Below are 19,272 nucleotides of genomic sequence, written 5' to 3' on the forward strand. Positions count from 1 at the left end.
TGGAATTCTTAAATAAAATTCTCAAAAGCTGTAATTTTGCAATCAAAATACTCTTGTTTTATGACTTACAGAATAGAAAAAGACACTATGGGCGAAGTTCGCGTTCCTGCTGATAAGCTCTGGGGAGCACAAACAGAACGTTCTCGTAATAATTTTAAAATAGGTACACCAGCATCAATGCCATTGGAAGTTGTCTATGGTTTTGCCTATCTAAAAAAAGCTGCAGCATATACCAATTGTGAACTTGGGGTTTTAGATAAAGAAAAACGCGATTTAATTGCACAGGTTTGTGATGAGATTTTAGATGGAAAACATGATGACCAATTTCCATTGGTGATTTGGCAAACGGGTTCTGGAACACAAAGCAATATGAATGTCAATGAAGTAATTGCCAACAGAGCGCATCAAATTGCCGGAGGTGTTATCGGTGAAGGAGAAAAGACCATTCAACCCAATGATGATGTGAATAAATCGCAATCATCTAATGATACGTTTCCGACAGGAATGCATATTGCAGCATATAAAAAGGTTTTAGAGACTACAATTCCTGGTGTTATACAATTAAGAAATACACTCCACAATAAATCAATTGCCTTTAAAGATGTGGTAAAAATTGGACGCACACATCTTATGGATGCTACTCCTTTGACATTGGGTCAGGAATTTTCGGGTTATGTATCGCAATTAGATCATGGATTAAAAGCCCTAGAAAGTACTTTAGCACATCTCAGTGAACTCGCTTTAGGTGGTACTGCTGTAGGAACAGGATTAAATACACCAGAAGGCTATGATATTTTAGTAGCAAAATACATTGCAGAGTTTACAGGGTTGCCATTTGTAACCGCAGAAAATAAATTCGAAGCATTGGCAGCACATGATGCTATTGTAGAAACCCACGGTGCTTTAAAGCAAATAGCTGTATCCCTTAATAAGATAGCCAATGATATTAGGATGATGGCTTCTGGACCACGCTCTGGTATAGGTGAGATTATCATACCTGCTAACGAGCCGGGAAGTTCTATTATGCCAGGAAAAGTAAACCCTACGCAATGTGAAGCGTTGACTATGGTATGTGCTCAAGTTATGGGTAATGATGTTGCTATTACTATTGCTGGTACTCAAGGTCATTATGAGCTTAATGTGTTTAAGCCAATAATGGCAGCCAATATTTTACAATCTGCGCAATTAATCGGAGATGCATGTGTGAGTTTTGACGAAAACTGTGCACAAGGTATAGAGCCAAATCATGCTGTAATTAAGGAATTATTAAATAACTCTTTAATGCTAGTAACGGCATTAAATACAAAAATTGGTTATTATAAAGCTGCTGAAATTGCAAATACTGCACATAAAAACGGAACAACTTTAAAAGAAGAAGCCATTAATTTGGGTTATGTTTCTGAAGAAGATTATGACGAATGGGTAAAGCCTGAAGACATGGTTGGTAGTTTGAAATAATGTGAATACCCTGAAAACAACATATTTTACACATAAAATTCTAAAATCCCTCATATGAAAAGAACTTTACTTATCTTATTATTAATAATTTACACAACAGCAACCGTAAAATCGCAAACTGTTTGGTCTGCAAAAAATACTGTTGACGCCGATACTGGCAATAACCCTTACACCATTGCCTCAGGTTTAATAGACGGAGATTCCAACTTAGATATTCTAGTGGGTACAGATGAAGATAATATCATTGTATGGTACAAAGGAAATGGTGATGGAACATTTGTAAAGCAAACTGCCGTGGCCAATACTATAGTTAATGTTGTTGGATTGAAATTAATTGATTTAAATACGGATGGGGATTTGGATATTTTAGCTGTAGGCTTTGGAAATTATGCAGCAGGTTATGGTCAAAATTCTAAACTGGTTTGGTTTGAAAATGATGGCAATGGCACTTTTGGTGCAGAACAGTTAATTACTGATGTTTATGATGGTATGAGTGGTGTTTTTGCTGGTACTATAGATGGTGATGCCACAATTGATATCGCTGTAACATCTTTGGTCGGTAGCGAAGTTATTTGGTTTCCAAATAATGGTTCTGGAGTTTTTGGATCTGCTGTTAGTATAGACCTAACGCTTAATTCGCCAGCGGTTATTAATATGAAAGATATAGATAGCGATGGAGATTTAGATGCAGTAATTGCAACTGCAAACTACGCTACAGATGTTATAGAGATATTTAGAAATAACTTGGTTCCAAGTGGAACAGCTACTTTTACCAAAGATGCTACCTCAGTAGCAACAGGTAAAAAAGGGATTTTCAATGCCACTTTCGAAGATTTGGATGGAGACTCAAATTTAGATATCCTAGCCACCGAAGTATCATGTGGTGCTTTTTGTGGTAACACACCTGGCAACTTATTTTGGTACGAAGATAATGGCTCTGGTTTTACTGAAACAACGTTTACCACAACCATCACCAATCCTTCTGTTGCCCAATTTATAGATATTGATGAAGATGGTGTAAACGATATTATCCTTAGCAGTGGCACTTCTGGTGGCGGTAATGATTTAGTTTGGTTTAAAAACAACGGCTCAGGAAGTTTTGATGGTGAGACGGTTATAGATGCTACACAAAGTCAAGCTTTTGTTTATTCAGTAAATGACTTTGACGATGATGGAGATATGGATATAGCGAGTTGTGCATACAATGAGGATGATTTAAATTATTTTGAAAATTTATTTGAAACCTTAGATGTAGATAATTTAGATTTTAGTAGTATAAAGATATTTCCTAACCCGACAAAAGATGTATTAAATTTTGAAGGTTTTACTAGCTCAACTATTAAGGTTTCAATCTTCGATCTACAAGGAAAACGTATTTTGAAGCAATCGCATAACACCGATGAGCTACTTGATGTTTCAGGTTTGGCAAATGGGCTTTACACCATAAATATAAATAGTACATTTGCTTCAAAATTTATAAAAGAATAATATTCTAAATCAATAGTAATATCCTTAACGCTAGTCATTTTGTCTAGCGTTTTTTTTATTCAAAAAAAATAGAGAACTTTACAAAAAGCCAACAACATGTCTATTCTTATTACTAATATTAAGCAGTTATTGCAAGTTCACGACTCTAATGTCACTATTGTTAAGGGTGAAGCCATGAAGACGCTGCCCGTATTGGAAAATGCCTACTTATATGTTGAACATGACACTATAATTGAGTTTGGTGAAATGAAAGACTGTGAAGGTATTGAAGCAGAAACTGTCATTGATGCCACAGGAAAAATTGTTTTGCCTTCTTGGTGCGATTCCCACACACATATTGTTTATGCTGGTGATAGAACATCTGAGTTTGTAGATCGTATTAATGGGCTGACTTATACAGAAATCGCAAATAAAGGAGGTGGTATTTTAAACTCTGCCAAATTACTTCAAGAAACAGCTGAAGAAGATTTATACGAACAATCCATGAATAGATTAGATGAGCTCATAAAAATGGGAACTGGAGCGTTTGAAATTAAAACAGGTTACGGTTTAACGGTTGAAGCAGAATTAAAAATGCTACGCGTTATAAAACGAATTAAACAAGAGAGCTTAGCTAAGATAACTCCTACTCTTTTGGCTGCTCATGCCATTCCCAAGGCTTACAGAGATAAGAAACAAGATTATATTGAATACATTACTAAAGATTTAATACCAAAAGCAGTAGCATTGAACATTGCTCATTACATCGATGTATTTTGTGAAGAGGGTTATTTTGATATTAAGGATACTGAGGCTATTCTAAAAGCTGGAAAACAATATAAGCTAAAACCAAAAACACACGTTAACCAATTTAATGTTCTCGGTGGTGTGGCATTGAGCGTAAAATATGATGCGCTCTCAGTAGATCATCTCGAAGAATTGAACGAAGCTGATATTGAAGCTTTAAAAGGAAGCAATACCATTCCTGTAGCGTTACCTGGTTGTTCATATTTTTTAAGTATCCCCTATACACCAGCCAGAAAACTTATAGATGCTGGATTACCATTAGCAATTGCCACTGACTACAATCCTGGCTCTGCCCCAAGTGGTAACATGAATTTTGTGGTAAGCGCTGCTTGTGTTAAATTAAAAATGACTCCTGAAGAAGCTATTAATGCAGCAACCATAAACGGAGCTTATGCTATGGGAATTAGCAATATGTATGGTAGCATAACTAGAGGGAAAAAAGCCAATCTCATCATTACAAAACCTCTAAACCATTACAGCCAAATTCCGTATGCTTTTGCCCACAATCCTGTTGAACAGGTCATTATCAATGGGCAATTAAAGGACATAAAAAATCCGGAAGAAAACTTCCGGATTTAACTATCAATCAATCAAATTATCAATTCTTATTTCAGAACGAATTCTGAAGACGAAATCAATGCTTTATCGTTAAATACGTTTACTTTATAACGTCCTTTTTCAAACTTAGAATCCTTATCCTGAGATATGTACTCACAAATAGCAAGGTTTCTATTTTCGTAATTAAAACGGCTTATTAAACTATAATTCAATACTTGGTCTTCAAACTCAATCTGATCATTAGATCCAAGTACATTATTTTTAGGATCGATTACCTGTACATACAATTCCTTATCTCCAGCCTCAGTCAATGTATTTTTTGCTACAGTAAAGCAAACCTTAACTTTATCACTTCTACTTGCACGCTCTGTTGGTATTTGTCTTCCGTTTCTTCTCTCAATTACTCCCATACCTACAAGTCCAACAGTTTGTAAAGCTGCAGCATCTTCTACAACATTAGCCAATTCTGTGTTTTGTACTAAAAGAGAGTCTGTAAATATAGTACGCTCTGCTAATTGTACTTGAGTGCTATCTAAAGATGATGCCAAGTATTCGTTTTCCACTTTTAGCTTGTCATTTTCTACCATTAGCACATCCATTTCTTCTTGTAAAGCCAAGAACTTCTTTTTATATCTCCATAAGCTATTTACACTATTTTGAGAGACTTTAAGAGAATCCATTAAACCTTGTATACGGTCTCTTGCGGCTATTAAATCTTGATTTTTGATTTCGCTCTCAGCAATGGCTTCATCGTATTGCATTGCCATATTGTTTAAGTCGTTCATCACTTGTTGCTTTTCTGTTACAAGTGTTTTTTCGGTTTCTTTTTTGTCTGTGTAAAGTTTAGAAGCATAAAATGCTGTTACCAAAAATAAAACCAATAAAATTCCTAATCCTACTTTTAATCCTGTACTTGTTTTTTGCGAACTTTCCATAAATCTTTTGTTTTAAGTTATTGTTAATTCTAGTTTTTAAAATCTAATTTAAGGGTCATTATAATTAAATAAAACTGTACTTTTATTTTGCTAAACATCAACTCCAAATGGAAAATCTCACATTATTTACTTCAAAAGACCGCGATACACTTTTAAAGCCTCGTAAAGGAGAATCAAAATTCGGAGAACATATTCAGTTATTATCTAACCTCACTAACATATACGATGACATTGTTGATTTAGATGTTGACTATGTAATTTTTGGTATTTCCGAAGATATTGGAGTTTATGCAAATTACGGGAAAACAGGCACTTATAAAGCTTGGGAGGCTACACTTAAAATTTTGTTAAACATACAAAGTAATCGTTTCACGAAAGCAAAACGTGTTCTCATTTTGGGTCATTTAGATTATAAAAAGGAACGTGATATCACAACACAGAAGCCTACCAAAAAAGTGATTTCCAAAGCCCGAAAATTGGTTGAAACCATAGATAAAGATGTCGCCTATATAGTATCTTCTATTGTTAGAGCAGGAAAAACACCAATAATCATTGGTGGCGGACACAATAATGCTTACGGAAATATAAAAGGCCTAGCGTTAAGTACCAATAATAAAGTTAATGTTGTAAATTTTGATGCGCATACCGATTTTAGGCCAGAAGAAGGTAGACACAGCGGAAATGGTTTCAGTTATGCCTATGCTGAAGGCTTTTTGGAAAATTATTTCATTTTTGGTTTGCATGAAAACTATACTTCAGAAAAATTGCTTAAAACATTAAAAAAGGTAAAACATATAAAGCATAATACCTACGAAGCATTGGATGTTAGAAATGAATTAGATTTTAATACTGAACTAGAGGCAGCATTAAATCATGTTTCAGGTACAAATTTTGGTATAGAAATAGATTGTGATGCTGTTGAAAATATACCAAGCAGTGCTATGACACCAAGTGGTTTCAATACAAAACAAGCACGACAGTTTGTAAACTATTTAGGAAAGCATAAAAATGCAAGTTACCTTCACATTTGTGAAGCTGCACCAACAAAAAAGACAAAAACCAAGGTCGGAAAGTTCATTACCTATCTCATCACTGATTTTATTAAAGCAGAAAAAAATTGAGTAAGATAGGCTTAAAATTATTTCATTTATATTATATTTACATAAGTACTTATATAAATGTTTATTATTATGGATTCATTAAGAGGTTATGGCTATTTGGGCATTGGATCGAGATTGAAAAGAATTAGTGACTATATGATGCGCGAAACGCAAATTGTCTATGATACTTACAACATTGATTTTGATCCTTACCTATTCCCTATTTTTAAGACAATTAGCAACTATGATGGCATAACAAATACGGAGCTGGTTGAGCAACTAAAATTTACACAGCCAGCAATAACACAGTTTGTAAACAAATTAAACAAAAAAGGATATGTAACACAGTGCAGTGATAAAATTGATAAACGAAAAAAAACTATTCTTTTAACTCATAAAGGCGAAAATTTATTGCGTACCATTAAGCCTATATGGAATGCTATAGAAAAGACAATAAAGCAAGTGACAATATATAAATCTGATACGCTACTAGATCACGTAAATCAATTGGAAGATACTTTTAATCAAACCGATTTTAGCCAGCTGATTTTAAATAATATGCATTCTAGCATGAAGGGTTCATTAACACTAATTGATTATAAAACCGAGTATAAAAATGCGTTTTATAATTTAAATATTGAATGGCTGAAAACCCATTTTTATGTGGAACCTTACGATGAAGAAGTCTTAAGCCAGCCAGATAAATACATAATAGATAAAGGTGGCCATATATTCTTCGCTTTAAAGAACGAAACTATTGTTGGTACCGTTGCTTTAATGCCTACGGAAGAAAGCGGCATTTTAGAACTCACAAAAATGGCTGTTCTACCTGAAGAACGTGGGCAAAAAATAGGTCAGAAATTGTTACAACATTGTATAGATTTTGGTAAGGCACAACAATTAAAAGGACTACTGCTCTACTCTAATACCGAATTAGAAAATGCTATCTATTTATATAGAAAGTATGGTTTTAAAGAATTGGAACTCGAACAAAATAGTCCTTATAAACGTTCTGATATAAAGATGTTGTTAGAATTTTAAGCTTTTATATTTATTACAATATAAGTAGTTTGCCAATCAAAAAGTTACAAAAATTAAATCTTAAGAGTCGTTTTTAAATAATCGAAAGCCTCTTGTATATTATCAAAAATATGAGCTTCAGATATTAAATCCGGTACAATATCTATTGAAATGAGCTTGTCTTTAGGTTGCTCTTGTACAGCGGTTAATAAAACCTGAACACCTTTCTTCTCTAAATCCATAACGGCATTTTCTAAAGCATACAAGCCCGATTGATCTATATATGGTACGCGATCCATACGAATGATTAAAGCTTTGATTTGCTCTGGAATATTTTTTATTTCATTCTGAAAGTGAGAGGTAAATCCAAAAAACAACGGTCCATATAAGTGCTTTATATAGACTTTATCTTTGTAGGAGTTATAAAACTCAACTTCATCTTGCCATGGTTTTTCTCCATCAAAACCTGCTAAAGTGCCAACTTTCATGCCTTCTTCTCCAATATCACTTGATCGCTTCATAAATAGTAATGATGCCAACAACAAACCAATACCAACGGCTTGTATTAAGCTACCAAAAGTAGTCATCAGCAATACCAATATTAGAACAATAGCGTCTGCTCTAGGTACTGCAAATAAATGTTTTAAGCCTTTGGTATCTACAATTTTAAATCCAATAGGAATTAACAATCCTGCTAAAACCGATAACGGAATATAACCCGCCAACTTACCCAAACCGAGTAAAACAGCTAATAAAAACAAACCGTGTATAGTTCCTGAAACTCTTGTACGTCCACCAGCATTGATATTTACAACCGTTCCTTTTGTAGCACCTGCACCAGGAATTCCCCCAAAAATTGCTGATATGGTATTACCTATACCTTGTCCGATAAGCTCACGGTTACTGTTATGCTTTGTCTTGGTCATGTTGTCCGCAATAACAGAAGTCAATAAAGAATCTATGGATCCTAAAATGGCCAAAATTGTAGCGTATTCACCAATTAAAACATAAGCACTAGAGTCTATTGAGAAAAAACCATCGACTTTTAAAGAAGGCAATCCCGATGGTATTTCTCCAATAATAGGCACATCCCAGTTTAGAAAATATCCAGCTATAGATGCAACTACCAACGCCACCAAAGCGCTTGGAATTGCTTTAGTTATATAAGGAAACACATAATAAATTAAAACCGTTAATAAACCCAATGTTAGAGCTTGCCAGTTAAAATCAGTAAATAAACGTGGTAAATCTTGCATAACCAACCATGTAGATTTTGCAGATCCCAACCCTACAAATGGAAAGATTTGAAGAATTACAATAATAAGTCCGACACCACTCATAAAACCAGAAACTACGGGATACGGAAAATACTTTACGTAATTGGCAATGTTGAGAAACCCAAATACAATTTGAAAAATACCACCAAATAGAAAGGTTAAAATAATTATTGGCATTGCAGTTTCTAGACTACCTGTAAACTCAATAGCGGCAGCAACCAAAGCCGCTGAAACGACTGTCATAGGTCCTGTTGGCCCACTTGCTTGTGTAGCTGTCCCTCCGAAAATTGCAGCAAAAATACCAACAGCTATAGCTCCATAAAGTCCAGCTATGGCACCTAAACCAGATTGTACACCAAAAGCTAAGGCCAAAGGTAAGGCTACCACACCAGCAACTAAACCACCTGTTAAATCCCCTTTTAAATATTTAAAATCGTAAAATTTTGAATTCATAATTTGTTTTGATTTAAACGTTTATAAATATAAAACAATCGTAAACGAAATATAAAATATCGTAAAGATAATTTATACGACTTGTATTTCCGTTATTCAACATTTCTAATTGTGATAATTTCTATCTTTAACAATAGCATCTTCAGGTACTAGATAGTCTTTTACAGTACGCTCTTTATTTCCAAATTGTTTATGCTTAAAGCTTACTACCAATAGTGTATCAGATAATGCTTCAATCTTAAAAAACTTGTAATCCTTCTCTTGTTTGAGTAATACTTTTACTTTTTCACCTTTTAATTTAATGTAAGCTCCATCATCATTAGTATAGAACGTCCAGTTGGCTTCAAGGGATTCGCCACAATTTTCATTTTGATAATTATTATCAACGGTTGTTCCATCAGAATTATAGGTTATGCGATAAGAAAGAAAACAATCCCCCATGTTCATACGATAGCCATCGTTATAACGCTTGGCGAGCATCCAGGTTTTGGATGAATCATTAGTAAGTAATTTAGGGGCATTTTCAGGAAGTTCAAACTTCTCAGAAGCGCAAGAGGTAATGATTACGAAAAGTATTAATCTAAAAAGAATACTATTACCGACTTTCATATTAATTCCCTACAGCTTTTAAAGAATCGATTTGTCTTTGTAAGGCTTCAATTTGTTCAGAGTTATCTTCTACTTTAGGAATAGTTTTAAGTGAATCTAAAACCTGTTCAATGATATCTTCATCTTTTGGTTGCTCATTATAATAATACCCAATACCTTCCTCAGATCTCCAAGCTTCATTCAACTGATTATAAACTGCTTCATCCCATGAGCTAGGATGCTTAACGTCTATCCAAACCACATCGCGGTATTCACTATCTATCAGTACCAAATCTGGTGTAGCAGACCCATCGAATTGTTGTACATTTTCTGAACTTATTGAAGAAATTGTACCCAAGAAAAACATACGTTTTCTACCGGCAATATCCTTTATGCATGGTCTAAATTCTACTGGTGTACTGGCATTCCAATCGTATTCTTTACGAGATTCCTTGACTTTTAGCGGCATGGCAGATACGCCTGCATAGCCTTGTTTTTTAGTGGCATGATCGTAATAATATAATCGATCTGTTCCGTCTGCAGGTACAAATACACTGTAGCTTAAACTGGTACGTTCATTTCCTACGGGCTCTAATCCAAACCAATGATATAAACCACTATATGCATCGGAATTACTGCCTGCGAAATCAAAATCCGTAACGTATGGTTGTTGATTCTGGTCTTTTGGCATTAACGGGATTTTAACCGCAGTCTCCATATTCCAAGGTAAAGGATCGCTAAATCCGCCTAAAAACTTTAAGGATTCTGCTTGAAGTTGCGATACTTCTTCCGCTAAGGTGTTTTGCTTATTTAAAAACGGGTAATTTTTAATCTCATCTGGGCTTACAAAAGTGCCCTTACCAATAGCAACACGCTCAAAATAATCGTTTATATCGTGCTCGCCGTTATCAATAATCATAACGCCTCCAAACGATGGATATGGAAAGAAAAAGCCTTTCCACTTTATGAGGCTTACCACTTGTACCCAAGCACCTTGATCATTCTTCATGTAAAAGGTATCGCTTGGCTCATAATTAAACAACATCCATGGGTTGAAACGTTGCACAACAGCATTATAAGTGTTTCTGCTAAACTTTAGAGATTCGCCAATTGAAAAGGTTACATCTATTCGGTTTTCATTAGAAAATCTAGGAAATGGTGTTGTACTGCTTACAGCAAAAATCTCTTCAGTATTATCGCTAATGCGTTGCATTATATATTTTTCGCTAGGTTGGATGGCCATGGTCCATTTATTCTCTGTACCAATTCTTACCAAATGCGGTAGCGAAACATCCTTAGTCTCACCGACACTTTCGTTAGCCATTGAGAATATATTTCGTAAGGGCTGAATGCGTTCATTCTGTGTTAGCGGCAATTCGTCAATTTCAACTTTATTAAGGCTGTTAAACACGTTATAGGTTTTCATGTAGTCATATAAACCTTGATTCCAACCTAAAAAATATAAAAGTCCGAAAAACACAATTAATAAACCTAAAATACCAAGTCGACCTCCTGTGCTCGCTGTTTTTCTAAATTTCCTTAAGCCCAATATTAATACCAAAAGGCTTATTAGAATTACAAAAATGTATTTTCTTATGAATAGTAGAACAGGTTGGTAATCGTCTCTAAAAAAGAATAGTATAATAAGTAACAATAATGCTACGAAAATTGTAATTCGTTTTTGCTTTGGGCCTTTATTCCAATAGTTTTTAATCATGTTTTGCTTTTTGTCATTCTGAACTTGGTTCAGAATCTTGAATGTTATATTAGCTTAATGTGGATTCCGCATCAAGTGCGGAATGACAAATATTAGATGACATCCTGAAGTAAATTCAGAATGACACCCCAAATTACATCAATCCCTTATCCTTCAATCTATCTCGTGCAGATTTTTTATCTACCTCTGGTTCTGGGTCATTTTTTATTTCCTCTTTAGCTACTTCAACGGCCTTGTTGTCTTTATTTTTTAAATCTTCAATAAAATCTTTTCCCTTTTCTACGGCACCTTCAACCATATCACCAATAGAATCACTCTTTTCCTCTACAACTTCTGTAGTTTTAATAACAAAATTAGCTAGGTATGTACCAATTAGCGTTCCTGTAGCAAATGTTGCAAAGCCAGATAGAGCAAAATAGTTGGTAAATACTTCAATAGGTGTTAAAAATTGTAATATCAATCCGATCACTAAAAGAAAAAAGACAATGAACAACAACCTTGGTATGAAGGGTTGTTTATAGATAAAGCCCTTTGGATTATCTGCACTCATCTGAAGCTCTTTGCTATTCATCATTTTATTGACAAACCGATAAGCGCCATTGCCATTGGATTCTCTCCAATACAGGAAAATTCCAAATAATATGGCTGTTATAAAAATTATAATATCTGGTCCTAATCCCATGGTGCTTATAAATTATAAGTTGGTACAGCGTTTGAAGCACAAACCAACTTAATTAATATTTTACTATTTACTGTTCTTTTAAATTCCATATTCTACTTAGACTAAGTTCAGTATAACAGTACGAAATAACGGTCAACTATAAAATTAGTCTAAATTTCTTAAATATTGTTACTAATCGTTTCTATTACCCAATCCCTAAAGGAATCGTCCCAAGTATCATAACTGTTATAAAACTGTTCTTTATCATACCAATACAAAAACAACACATCTTTTGGTGAGATGTTGACCAAAAGCTTATGAATTAAATCACGATGCTCTGCTGAGAGTGATGAATGTGGATGATGCAGAGCAAAATACATAGATTGGTCCACCATATCTTCAATTTTATATGCATTGCTTCGTTCAAGCTTATCGAGATATAACTCTACTCCCATAACTTGTTTACGTGCCTTAATATCGATTTTATTCAAATAGCTTTTAAACAATGGTTTACTATTCAGAATTTCTTTGATTGGGTGTTCGGTTTCCTTTAGCGACCGGTATAGTTCAAACTTTTTAATACGTTCATAATTTGGTGTTTTTACCATATACTCTAAATCGCATTCTATGATGATATGATCTTTGAGTTTATGTACTAGCTCTGGTTGTGATATATGATAGATCAACACATCGTGAACAGTATCTTTTATTGCTTCTTTATAAGCTTCTTTACTTTCAAAAACCACAATCGGTTTTATAAAATCCCTTAATAAATATACTCCATCAAAAGCACGTGTATAAAAAGAACCTGTGGTGAAATGCAATGGATGTAAATTTAAATCCCTATTACGTAAATCGCCATAAGTTTTAGCTGAGTCTAATAATTCCTGATGAATATTTTCGTCTATAAAATTATTGCCTGTTCTAAATTTATCGACCAATCGTAATTGTTCCTTTTGCTTTTCTCCTAGATTATCTATAAGCCTGAATGTAATGCTAACATCATCATATTTTAATATATCTAGCGGTTCGTAAAATACATCTATATCCTGATCGAAATCGATACATATTGCAGAATCTCTGGTAATGTCATTAATCTTTCTACCATGGGTTCTAAAAATATGCTGCATCATTTCCCTATCAAAAGAATGGAACGGCAAATACACAGGTTTTCCTTTTTGCAATGGAGAAATAATAATACCATGAGGATTGGCATCACCGTGATTAAGATACTGAACGTCTTTTTTCTCCTCAGCAACCTCGGGACTCCAACCTACTCCATCAATGGAAAACGACTTAAGCTTTGTTTGCTTAAATCCTAAAGTTTTCAGGCACTTATTATAACGCTCTACTAACTTGCCACTTACGGGGATAAGTTCGCTTCTGTATAGATTTGCTTGTTTTAGTTTGTCCATTTTATTGTCGCAAAGGCGGTAATCTTAATAATTCAAAAACTTTGTTCAATGAGATTCCTTATCACCTGTTTCTCACTCTATCGGAATGAAAATTATTTTACCAATTTATTAATTAGGGCATATTGCAAAAGCATTATAGTTTTTGCATCAATAATCTCCTCATTTTGTACCATTTGTATAGCTGTATAAAAAGGAATCTCTAAAATTTCTATTTCTTCATCTTCGCTGTCTAATCCACCACCATCATTGATTTTCATTGTGTCTCTATATTCAGTTACAAATAAGTACATCTTTTCTGTTAATGCACCTGGTGACGTATAAGCTGTTAATACGTGTTTTGCATCACTAATGCTGTAACCCACTTCCTCTTCTGTCTCTCTTATAATGGTTTCTAATGGTGTATCATCTTTATCAATAGCGCCTGCACAAGCTTCGATTGACATACTATCATTTTTATCATTTTCATATATGGGCATTCTAAACTGTTTCGTTAAAATAACAGTCCCTTTCTCTTTATTGTACAACAATATTGCTGCACCATTTCCACGATTATAGGTTTCGCGAGATAAGCGTTTCCATTCACCATTTTTGAACTTAAAATCATAGTCAATTCTATTTAATTTTGCCCAAGCATTAGAAAGATTGATATGTTCTATGTTTTTTAAATTTTTCATCAGAGCTAATCACGATTTCCAAACTGCTCTCTCGCTTCAGTCTCAATATTCAATTGATCAATCCTTGCATCTACTTTACGCTTAAAGTCTGTATCCGCTATGGTTGCCACATTATCTAAATAGCGTACAACTTCTTGCCGTCTTATGTCGCTAAAATCGAGTCCTTTCATATTAGCACGCATCAATTCTTGTAACATCCCATATTTAGTGTCGTAATCTTTTTTGAAATACACTTCAGGGTTTTCGAACCAATCTTGTTCTAAATCAAAATCTGTTAACCTAAGTGAAACTGCTTTCTGAATATTACGCACATCACGAGATGAAAAGAATGGAAATATCTTCTGAATCTCCGTATACAAATGTGCATAGAACATATGTTCGTTATCTTTGTACTTCGTCGATACTCTTTCAAAAGTATCAAGAACACGCTCTTCAGTTGGTTTATCTACCTTATCTAAAATTTCACCTAAATTTTTAGCCACTTGTTGTGCATCCAAATAGTTGTAATTATCAGGATTGCTCATATTAATAAACTCTGGCATGGTATTTTCAAGTTTTTTCCACCACAAATAATCTTGATCTACAAAATCTTTTTCGTTACGTGCTCCATCAATCTTAAAGCGTCCTTGTACACGAGAAATTACAGCTTTATCTAGCATTTCTGGTAAATTGGTAAACAAACCAATAGAACTATTACCATAATTAACGGCATAAGCACCTTCGGTATATCTTAAAAACACACCTATAACCTCTTTTACACCAGCTGAAACCCCTTGTGCTGTTCGTTCTTGGAGATTGTTTTCAGCATCATCTATTGGTGCAAAAATTAAGCGTGTTGGGTCTTGTAATGGTTTCATCCACTCTACCATTTTTTCCGCAGAACCACCTTGAAACGTACTTACAATGGTATCTGGCATAGGGTGAAACAAAAATGGAATCTCTAAATTTTCACTATACTCTTTAAGTCGTGTAGCAATTGCGGCTATAAGCATACTTTTACCTGTACCCGGAATTCCATAGCCCATAAATACAGGCATAAAACCTCCCAATTCTTGAAATGGGTTTTTTTGGACTTCAAAATCATAGCTTAAGATGCGTTCGGTTAAACGTCTCGCAAAGTGTTTGGCATCCTTGTTTCCTACGATTTGTTCAAACTTAACCTTATTGAACTCTACACTAACAGCTGTACCCGCGAACACGTTATTCCAACCATCAACTGTAAAATCTGAATTTTCTAGTTTATAAGTTCTGTCCTCTATCGTTTCTGTGTATTCAAGTGTGCTTTTACGTAATTGTATTTCATCAATCAAAGCTTCAAAATAAACAACCGTGAAGTCAGTAACATCCTTATCTGATTTAATAATATCTGGGTGACCTAAATATTTATCGTAATAAAATAATTGACAAGAAATACCTTTTAATGGTGACATAAATGATACCTCAGGAATACCTGCAAACTTTTGTTTCATTACAGATAAATCATCTGATGCATGTGGTTTTAAGTCATGTAATATTTTGTAGGCAGTTGCAAACAACATAAATGCTGTTGCGGTTTGCATTTTACTTTCATATTCGCGTTTTCCTGTGCTATCTAACGCAGATCTGTTTTCGTACAAGGTAGATAATCCCGATGCATCATAGTAGCTATCCTTAACCCAAATACCCAAAGTTAAACCTTCTTGAACTGCATATAACGTGTGATTCAAATGAATAGGAATTGCCACCGACTCAGGTAGCAAACGTTTTTTTAGAGCCAAAATAGTTTTAGATACCGAAGTGACAGAAACATTGCTCCCATTATTTGCCCTAGATAAATACAACAAAATAGATTCATCTTTACCATTACTGTCTTTATTCTTCGCACGTTGGCTTTGTTCCCATTGTATAGATTTTAAATAGGATGTCGCTTCATCACGAAGCATATCGAGTTCATTTTGTTTAATAGGAAAGGTAGAATTGTGTTGCATTTAGATTTATGTAATTATATTGAAAGAATAGACTTATTCCCAAGATTCGAAAAACTCGGTTATATCCGTTCCATTGTTGTCTATATAAATATTATCCCAGTATAAGCTTTGGTTAGTTTTAATGAATACCCGATAGTAGCCTGTATTAAAACCATCTAGATTTAAAGTAATATTGGTATTTGACAGGTCATTAAAAGCTAGCACAGAAGCTTGGGAAATTTCGTTTACCGTATAAGTGTTCTCATTTAGGATTTCGTCAAAATCGATATCCTGATAAATTTGCTGAGCATTTGCATTAACTAACCAAACATCGGTCATAACTTCATTGGTCTGCGAAATCTCTATAGTTAGAGCACTAATTACGGGATTGGGGTAGGCTATTATAGCTACTGAAGATAGGCCGATTGGCATTCTTACGTTTGGATTGCCCAACCTAAAAATATTATTCACACCTGATTTTGCATTCATACCAGTTACAAGATTAATGGCCGTTGTGTTATTTGACGAACTATTATCATCATCATTTGAACAACCAAAAACAATGGGTATCCAGAGCAAAAGTGCGTAAAACTTTAGTTTGTTTTTCATAATAAATTTTAATCCTTAATTTTTAAATTAGAGACCTGAACAGGCGGAATAGCCAACTTATTCATAATTTCTGGTGTTTTGTTGTGCAACAGCTGTATAATACGATGTGGCGCAAAAATATAACGCTGCCTAAAAGTATTATCCCATTTTTGAAAGGTTTGCTTACTAAAAAAGCTACCTTCTTTAAATTCACTTTTAGAAGTGAGTTCGTCCATTTTGAGTGATATAGCGTAAGATTCCAATGGAATTATTTTCTTAGCTACACCATCTAATATGGCATGTGTTACTTCATTTTCATCTTTTGCAAAAATATTATGAATTGGCCCTAAATCAATACGTTTTATCAGCTTTGGTAAAACTTTTGGCAAACGTTTGTCTATGGCATAACCCATAGTATCTAAAGCCATTTCTCGGTCAGAGGTGTTTTTTAAAACCGTATAAATTTCATCTTTATAATCTTGCACATCTCTACCATCATAGTTAAAATACAAATAACATATAAACGGTCTGTTGTGTGTTACATCATAGAAACTCCAACTCACTAAATGCGCTGCAGGTGAACCTTTTGGTGCAGGAATTATTTTTCCCTGTACAAAACGATTAAAAATGTATTCTTTTTTAGCCGATGTATAGTAAACAATAGATGAAGCTTGAAATAATTTTCGTTTGGAAATTGGTTGCTTTTTACGCATCAACGTATCTAAGAATTCATCTTTTAAAACATCAATATCCGTAAGTTTACTCAAGAATTCTTCTCTTAATTCCAAATCATTAAAAAGATAACGAAACTCAAGATAATTTGGAAAGCTAGAATCTGTTAGATCAACTTTCATGTTATCTTCATCATCATACATATACTTTACACGCATAGCCTCAATAGAGTACAACAACAAATCGGTATATTGCTTAAACAATAGTATTTCTTGTTGATTTAGTATTTGCTTCTGTTGTACAGCAGTAATTAACTCTTTGAGTGTAAAATCTATCATCTTGTGATAGAATACATATTGCTCTTTAGAGTCTAATACTGCTGAATCTAATGGTGTAACAATCATTTTTTAGTAACAAGTATTAAGTACGAAGTGTAAAGTGAACAAGCTATATTAGAAACTTAAAACTAATGACTTGTTACTTTATACTCATTACTATCCAAGTAAATCATCCTCATTAACCTCTGGTTTTGGCTCGCCAACAGGTTCACCACCATTTGATGGAGCATTAGGATCTGCTTTATAGTACTCATCAAAAATCTCTTTCATGTCAATGCCATAACGGTCTGCAAAGTTTTTCTGAATTTCTGCATCTTTAGATCGGATATCTTTTAAAGCTTCAGCATAACTTCCATATACACCTTGCATCACTTTTTCATGAACTGGTATGTTATCCATCATCTCCTGACGCGCTTTGGCGCTAGCTGTATGCATCGCGGCAAGTGTTTCTCCAATATGCTCGTCTGTTTTAACACCCAAATGTTCTAATATTGCAGCAAACTCTTGATCTGTACGTGCTTTTAAAGCTACCACATAACCATCGTAATATTTTAGACGCTCGTCCGTGTCTGATTTTAATTTAGCACGGTGGGTCTGTAAATTACTTCTCAAAGAGGTCAATACCTTAATCGTTAAGTTATGTTTATGCACAAAACTATCTTTTGAAGCCGCTAAAGTGGTGTAGGCATTTTTAAGACCTTCTAGCTCTTCAACCTTCTGTTCTAATTGTGTTACTTTTTCCAAAGCTTCAGAATATTCGGTAGACTGCTTGTCTGCAACTTCTTCTAAAGCTTGGCGTGCTTGTTTTAACAGAGCATATTGCTCTTCAAGCTTTGCTTCTACTTCTTTTTTCTTCTGTAACGCTTTTGTGTGGTTGTTACTCGCTTCTACAATAGCCGTTTTAAGACTCTCTTCAACCTCTTTAATTTCAAGCTCCCTATCTTTTAATCGTTTAATAGCAGCCTGACTTTTAAAAGACAATTCGTTTAGCAAGGTTTGTACATCTGCAGTCTCTATACGTTGCTGAAACATGGCCTTAGCTTTATTGTCTGCTCCATCACGTTGCTTTTGAGCTGTAGCTAATTCTTGCTCGGCATCTCTGATCTTTCCTTTACGTCCCCAGAGATTATTCCACCAAGTGTCTGGTTTATTTTTAGCATCTTCTAGCTCAACTTTTGCACGTTCTAGACGTTTTACAGCATCATCTATGATTTTTTGCTCTGCCGCATTAAGTGCTGAAAAGCCTTCGAACATAATACCAACTTCATCTTGATAGTCGGTTAAATCCTTAATGGCATCAAGAAGTGTCGTTCTATCTTTCTCTGCCATGTCCACAACATTATCTAATGTGGCATTTAAAATTTTCTGACGACTTTCTGGATCATCCTCTTGAGCAAGCTTAGACTTCATTTGGTCTATGGCTTTACCCCAGTTTACATCTACTTTTTCAGCTTTTTCTTGTGAATTAGTTTCTAATAAATCAAAATCATCAGACATATTGTTTAGTGTTATTTAGTTGAACAATTTTTCGGATAAGCAATTTCGGTAATTTTTTAAGACTATAAAAGCTTTACCTGCAAATTATATGTAGCATTTGT

16 protein-coding genes are annotated in these 19,272 nt (G+C 34.3%); 5 read left to right on the plus strand and 11 right to left on the minus strand.

All coding sequences use genetic code 11. The features are described from left to right. Window positions 1-60 precede the first annotated feature (60 nt). The 3 genes from fumC to hutI all read left to right on the plus strand — a co-directional run bounded on the left by fumC (window position 61) and on the right by hutI (window position 4,311). A complete protein-coding gene (gene fumC, locus KCG49_RS03210) occupies window positions 61-1,458 on the plus strand; it encodes a class II fumarate hydratase (protein WP_218544740.1) in 1,398 nt (465 codons plus the stop codon). Between the two features lie 54 nt (window positions 1,459-1,512). Continuing rightward, window positions 1,513-2,946 carry a T9SS type A sorting domain-containing protein gene (locus KCG49_RS03215; RefSeq protein ID WP_218544741.1) on the plus strand — a complete coding sequence of 478 codons (1,434 nt, stop codon included), beginning with the start codon at window positions 1,513-1,515 and terminating at the stop codon, window positions 2,944-2,946. A gap of 96 nt (window positions 2,947-3,042) precedes the next feature. Next, window positions 3,043-4,311: an imidazolonepropionase gene (gene hutI / locus KCG49_RS03220; RefSeq protein WP_218544742.1), complete on the plus strand. Its 1,269-nt coding sequence runs from the start codon at window positions 3,043-3,045 to the stop codon at window positions 4,309-4,311. 26 nt (window positions 4,312-4,337) lie between these two features. On the opposite strand, the gene KCG49_RS03225 is transcribed toward hutI, so the two are convergent. Next, entirely contained in the window at window positions 4,338-5,225 is an 888-nt protein-coding gene (locus KCG49_RS03225) for a DUF8428 domain-containing protein (protein WP_218544743.1), read from the minus strand. Between the two features lie 107 nt (window positions 5,226-5,332). On the opposite strand from KCG49_RS03225, the gene KCG49_RS03230 reads away from it, so the two are divergent. Beyond that, window positions 5,333-6,346 (plus strand): formimidoylglutamase, encoded by a 1,014-nt coding sequence (locus KCG49_RS03230; RefSeq protein ID WP_218544744.1) that lies wholly within the window; start codon window positions 5,333-5,335, stop codon window positions 6,344-6,346. A 69-nt stretch (window positions 6,347-6,415) separates the two neighbouring features. Next, window positions 6,416-7,366, plus strand: a complete 951-nt coding sequence (locus tag KCG49_RS16530) for a bifunctional helix-turn-helix transcriptional regulator/GNAT family N-acetyltransferase (RefSeq protein WP_218544745.1) — start codon at window positions 6,416-6,418, stop codon at window positions 7,364-7,366. Window positions 7,367-7,419: 53 nt separating this feature from the next. Here KCG49_RS16530 and KCG49_RS03240 read toward each other — a convergent pair whose 3' ends face one another. From KCG49_RS03240 to KCG49_RS03285, 10 genes are all read right to left on the minus strand, one after another. After that, complete coding sequence (locus KCG49_RS03240) at window positions 7,420-9,075, minus strand: SulP family inorganic anion transporter (protein WP_218544746.1); 1,656 nt, start codon at window positions 9,073-9,075, stop codon at window positions 7,420-7,422. 105 nt (window positions 9,076-9,180) lie between these two features. Then, on the minus strand, window positions 9,181-9,684 hold the full coding sequence (locus KCG49_RS03245; RefSeq protein WP_218544747.1) for a lipocalin-like domain-containing protein: 504 nt from the start codon (window positions 9,682-9,684) through the stop codon (window positions 9,181-9,183). 1 nt (window position 9,685) lies between these two features. Further along, window positions 9,686-11,380, minus strand: a complete 1,695-nt coding sequence (locus tag KCG49_RS03250; protein ID WP_218544748.1) for a hypothetical protein — start codon at window positions 11,378-11,380, stop codon at window positions 9,686-9,688. Window positions 11,381-11,513: 133 nt separating this feature from the next. Next, window positions 11,514-12,062 (minus strand): hypothetical protein, encoded by a 549-nt coding sequence (locus KCG49_RS03255; protein WP_218544749.1) that lies wholly within the window; start codon window positions 12,060-12,062, stop codon window positions 11,514-11,516. 158 nt (window positions 12,063-12,220) lie between these two features. Further along, entirely contained in the window at window positions 12,221-13,456 is a 1,236-nt protein-coding gene (locus tag KCG49_RS03260; protein ID WP_218544750.1) for a DUF6638 family protein, read from the minus strand. A 92-nt stretch (window positions 13,457-13,548) separates the two neighbouring features. Then, window positions 13,549-14,130, minus strand: a complete 582-nt coding sequence (locus KCG49_RS03265) for an NUDIX domain-containing protein (RefSeq protein ID WP_218544751.1) — start codon at window positions 14,128-14,130, stop codon at window positions 13,549-13,551. A gap of 5 nt (window positions 14,131-14,135) precedes the next feature. Continuing rightward, window positions 14,136-16,097, minus strand: coding sequence for an AAA family ATPase (locus KCG49_RS03270; protein ID WP_218544752.1), 1,962 nt, complete (start codon window positions 16,095-16,097; stop codon window positions 14,136-14,138). Window positions 16,098-16,130: 33 nt separating this feature from the next. Then, window positions 16,131-16,685 (minus strand): hypothetical protein, encoded by a 555-nt coding sequence (locus tag KCG49_RS03275; protein ID WP_218544753.1) that lies wholly within the window; start codon window positions 16,683-16,685, stop codon window positions 16,131-16,133. Window positions 16,686-16,693: 8 nt separating this feature from the next. Continuing rightward, window positions 16,694-17,740: a hypothetical protein gene (locus KCG49_RS03280; protein ID WP_218544754.1), complete on the minus strand. Its 1,047-nt coding sequence runs from the start codon at window positions 17,738-17,740 to the stop codon at window positions 16,694-16,696. 90 nt (window positions 17,741-17,830) lie between these two features. Beyond that, entirely contained in the window at window positions 17,831-19,171 is a 1,341-nt protein-coding gene (locus tag KCG49_RS03285) for a microtubule-binding protein (RefSeq protein WP_218544755.1), read from the minus strand. Between the last annotated feature and the right edge of the window lie 101 nt (window positions 19,172-19,272).

Source organism: Winogradskyella luteola, from assembly GCF_019203985.1.
In the GTDB taxonomy this organism is placed as follows: Bacteria; Bacteroidota; Bacteroidia; order Flavobacteriales; family Flavobacteriaceae; genus Winogradskyella; species Winogradskyella luteola.